At 70.7% G+C, this 1,818-nt stretch carries 1 protein-coding gene and 1 pseudogene; both read right to left on the reverse strand.

What is annotated here, in order from left to right; genetic code table 11:
• Positions 1-621 (reverse strand): annotated as a pseudogene (locus AX681_RS18365) (biotin/lipoyl-binding protein); the annotation flags it as partial.
• Positions 618-1,818, reverse strand: a 1,201-nt coding sequence (locus AX681_RS18370; protein WP_082749595.1) for a type I secretion system permease/ATPase, incomplete at its 5' end; no start/stop codon positions are given. The pseudogene AX681_RS18365 and the gene AX681_RS18370, both read right to left, overlap by 4 nt.

Raw genomic sequence — 1,818 nt, forward strand, 5'->3', positions numbered from 1 at the left:
CTCCAGCTCGGGCTCGATCAGCGCGAGCTGGCGGTCGGCGGCGTCGATCTGGACGCGATAGCCGCCAATCTCGCTCTCAAGCTGCTCGATCCGCTGGCGCAGCAGGTCGAGCGTGCCGCTCATCTCGGCGCGGCGCAGCGCGAACAACCCCTGTTCGCGCGTGATCAGGTCGCGCACGCGCGCGTCGCCGGTCCCGGTAAGCTCGGGCGGAAGCCGCAAGCTCGGGGCACCGTCGCGCTCCGCTTCCAGCCTGGCGCGGCGGATCAGCAGCTGCTCAAGCCCCTGCGAGGCGGATTGCGACCCGACCTGGGTGACGGTGGTGTCGAGCCGGACCAGCAGCTGACCCTGCCGCACGCGATCGCCGTTGCGCACCAGCACCTGGCGCAGCACGCCGCCATTGGGGTGGCTGACCACCCGGACGCTCGAATCGACGACGACTTCGCCCATGCCGATCACTGCGCCACCGACCTGCAGGATCGCGGACAGGCCGAACAGGCCGAATACCAGGATGCCGATCAGCGCAAAGGCGTGGCGCGTGCGGCGGCGCAGCCGCGCATCGGCGTCGCCCGGATCGCCGAGCTCATAAGCCGCATCGGCGTCGATCGGGCTGTGCGCGTTCATGCCGATCCGCCACGTTGCGGGAGGACCGCGACATTGGCCGCATCCGGCGCGCCGCGCGGGCGGGTGACCTTGGCCAGCACCTCGTCACGCGGCCCGAAGGCCTGGACAGTGCCGCCGCGGATGAACAGCGCCAGATCGACCGCCGCGAGGATCGCCGGGCGGTGCGCGACCATCAGCACGATGCCGCCGCGCGCGCGCACCTGCTGCACCGCACGGATCAGCGCAGTCTCGCCCTCATGGTCGAGGTTCGAATTTGGCTCGTCGAGCACGACCAGAAACGGGTCGCGATAGAGGGCGCGGGCGAGCGCGATGCGCTGGCGCTGGCCGGCGGACAGCTGGCCGCCATCCTCGCCGACCTCAAGGTCATAGCCATCGGGCAGCTGCAGGATCAGGTCATGCACCCCCGCCGCGCGCGCCGCCGCAAACACCAGATCGGCGGGGACATCGGGTTCGAAGCGGGCGATATTCTGCGCGATCGTGCCCGCGAACAGCTCGACCGACTGGGGCAGATAGCCGATATGCGCGCCGAGCTGATCGGGGTCCCATTGGTCGATCGTCGCGCCATCGAGCCGCACGCAGCCGCGCGCGGGTTTCCACGCGCCGATCACACCGCGCACCAGCGACGACTTGCCCGAGCCGCTCGGTCCCAGGATGCCGACCGCCTGCCCCGCCTGTAGCCGGAAGCTGGCATCGCTGACCGTGGTGCGCGTGGTGCCGGGCGGAGTCAGGGTCAGATGCTCGACCGACAGCGTCTGGTTGGGCGGGGGCAGGTTGGTCCGCACCTGTGTCGGGGCGGGCAGCTGGCGCAGCAGGTTCGCGAGGCGCGACCAGCTTTGCCGCGCGCCGACAAAGCCGCGCCAGTTGGCGATCGCCGCGTCGACCGGTGCAAGCGCGCGTCCGGCAAGGATCGAGCTGGCGAAGATGATCCCCGCAGTCGCCTTGCCATCGATCACCAGCACCGCGCCGACGGTGAGCACCGCCGATTGCAGGAACATGCGCAACACCTTGCTGACCCCGGTCAGGGTCGAGGTCGCATCGGTCAGCGCCGCCTGTTCGCGCAGAAAGGTCGCGTGCGCACCGTGCCACTGCGCCACCATCCGCTGGCGCATGCCCAGGCTGGCGATCAGCTCGGCATGGCGCCAGCGTCGGTCGCCCAGGTTGCGGCGACGCGCGCCCGCTTCGTTGACGGCGGTGAGG

Origin of the sequence: Sphingomonas sp. CCH9-E2, from assembly GCF_001557215.1 — a bacterium.
In the GTDB taxonomy this organism is placed as follows: Bacteria; Pseudomonadota; Alphaproteobacteria; order Sphingomonadales; family Sphingomonadaceae; genus Sphingomonas.